Annotated in this window: 3 protein-coding genes and 1 pseudogene; 1 reads left to right on the top strand and 3 read right to left on the bottom strand. The window is 50.9% G+C overall.

Going from position 1 to position 2,149, the window contains the following annotated elements; all coding sequences use genetic code 11:
• Nucleotides 1-146, bottom strand: a pseudogene (locus XcuCFBP2542_RS20190) (DDE transposase); the annotation flags it as partial.
• Between the two features lie 3 nt (nucleotides 147-149).
• Here XcuCFBP2542_RS20190 and XcuCFBP2542_RS20195 point away from each other — a divergent pair.
• Entirely contained in the window at nucleotides 150-350 is a 201-nt protein-coding gene (locus XcuCFBP2542_RS20195; RefSeq protein WP_249027696.1) for a DUF6216 family protein, read from the top strand.
• Nucleotides 351-420: 70 nt separating this feature from the next.
• On the opposite strand, the gene XcuCFBP2542_RS18805 is transcribed toward XcuCFBP2542_RS20195, so the two are convergent.
• Nucleotides 421-1,134: a hypothetical protein gene (locus tag XcuCFBP2542_RS18805; RefSeq protein WP_223214414.1), complete on the bottom strand. Its 714-nt coding sequence runs from the start codon at nucleotides 1,132-1,134 to the stop codon at nucleotides 421-423.
• 11 nt (nucleotides 1,135-1,145) lie between these two features.
• Nucleotides 1,146-2,042: a hypothetical protein gene (locus XcuCFBP2542_RS20200; RefSeq protein ID WP_223214413.1), complete on the bottom strand. Its 897-nt coding sequence runs from the start codon at nucleotides 2,040-2,042 to the stop codon at nucleotides 1,146-1,148.
• Between the last annotated feature and the right edge of the window lie 107 nt (nucleotides 2,043-2,149).

Raw genomic sequence — 2,149 nt, forward strand, 5'->3', positions numbered from 1 at the left:
TCCACGAACTCTGTCATCGACAATCCAGGCTGAAACTGCACGATGTTGATACCCATGCCCCACCTCCGTTGCCTTCAAGTGGGGCCATTGTCTAGCCGACCCGTCGCAAATCCTGCAACTACCGGCTGAGGAATGGGGCTAATCAGGAAATTCTTTGCCAGGTCTGGACTGATCCCGCTCTAAAAACCCATCTTGCAAAAGAAGTGCCTAAGCAACGAGTTGTTTCACTGGCAGGCTTTCTTTTCGCATTGTGGTGCGTCTGGCAGTTCTACACAGTATTCAGAGAGCTTCTCTCAGCGAACATGCTCAAAGCCATCCTTGACGAACGCCAGATAAGCGCAAATGCGTAGTATCACAACTTAAACTCACACAGAAATGAGGAGGCGAAACCTCCTCATTTCTGTTTATTCGTTAAACCATTTACTCAACAGGCCTTGGAGACGGACGTTGATATTTTGAGAATGTTTTATAAAGCGAAGCTGCACGCTCATCAGCAGCCACACTTTCGACGCTACTCAACCCTCTCAGAGCAATGTCAGCAGACGCTTTGCCATCGCCCAACAGATAGGCCAGGCGTAGATACGCGGCACTATCGATCAGGTTTTTATCTTTTGTCTCGCTGGCATAGATATCCGATAGACCATAATACGAATACAAGTTTCCAGAGGATGCTGCATTCCTCAAAATGCCAAGCCCCTCCTGGAAGTGGCCACTCGTTGCCGTTTTCTTTCCATAGATGACAGTTGCGGCCTTGTTGCCTGCCTGCGACTCTGCTTTCAGCTGATCCAAAGACAGTTTGTCCAGTCGTGCAAGTTCGGCCTCAGTCGGATAGCCGTTAGACAAAAGCCACTTTGCCTCGGCATCCGAGTTAGCCACCAGCGGGCCACTTGCCTTGCAGGCACTCCCGCCACCTTGACACAAATACTGCTTAGCATCTTGCACGCCGCTAGGCTGTTCTAGCTTTGCCGTCTGCTGCGCTCCATTCACAGCTGCGCTGTGGTCGGGATTTGCCGTCGCAGACGTTTCAGCCTGCGAAGCCGCTGTATTGGTGTCTTCCGCTGGCTTGTCGGCTTTTCCACACGCAGCAAGCGCGCCGGAAAGCAGTGCCATGGACAAGATCATTTTGGCTTTCATAGTTCTATCCATTATAGACTGCACTGATTCTGCTGGAAGTTGGTCCACCATGCTGAGCATGCACCGTCAGCAGATGTGACTTTCCATTTGACGCCAATAGAGTTATCCAAGCTCCCTGAGCTTATCACTGCTCCTGGCACATAGCTTTCAAGATTAACTGCATAGCGCTTGGACCAATCGATGAAAAACTGCACGAAATTCATCTGGTCGTCTGCTTCAATATCAAGCGCCTTCATAATCTCGAAGCAATAATACTCAGGGACGGTCAGTTGGCCAGGAATTCGATACTTGCTAGACTCAATACTCTCCAACTCGCAGACTTGCTTTATGTCGTCTCGAAAAATCTTGGTCGCGTCCTTAAAAGACATGCCGGGATTTGCATAATTTTCCGTCTGTTTTTTTAAAACAAAGTCCATCAGCCATGCTGCCGTAACATTGGGTGCAGCGGTCGTTCCATTGGGGCCAAATGCTCTACCTTGCGAATAGCCAATAGCCATCAGCACAGTAGATTTTCCATTAATGCTAGCCCCGGGCAATTTGTCTTGGGCGTAGGTCGCGCCAGATGGAAGCGGTATTGGGTTGGGGCACATCGCAGGCTTCGTTGCCCTCAGGTTTGCGCAAACCACTTCCGGATCCTCCCCACTACCGCCACCACCACCACCATTGTCACCGCCGCCGTCGCCCGGATCTGGATAGTAAGGTGGTGTCGGATTTTCAATCGGCGGCGGGATGTAGGGAGGCGGAACTTCGACGGGCGGCATTGTCGTGGTCCCCTCAGTATCGGAGGCTGTTGCCAATGGCGATAAGACGCTGGCAACCCCTGCTAGCACCAAGGTCAGATAAATGGTTCGCCTGATCGCAGCTTTGAGCTGCTTGGACTTGCCGTCTTGCGACTCATTCAATTTCATAACTATCCTTATTAATCCTACTGTGTCATTAAATGCGAAGGTGCGGAGACATCGTTCCAAGTAATGTCACTGCAATTTCTACGGCGATTGTCCAGCGCAGCGTCGCG

The sequence above is a fragment of the Xanthomonas cucurbitae genome (assembly GCF_002939885.1).
GTDB lineage: Bacteria > Pseudomonadota > Gammaproteobacteria > Xanthomonadales > Xanthomonadaceae > Xanthomonas > Xanthomonas cucurbitae.

Coding starts and splice junctions, on each gene's coding strand:
- XcuCFBP2542_RS18805 (WP_223214414.1), bottom strand. CDS start 1,134: ATGAAAGCCAAAATGATCTTGTCCATGGCACTGCTTTCCGGCGCGCTT.
- XcuCFBP2542_RS20200 (WP_223214413.1), bottom strand. CDS start 2,042: ATGAAATTGAATGAGTCGCAAGACGGCAAGTCCAAGCAGCTCAAAGCT.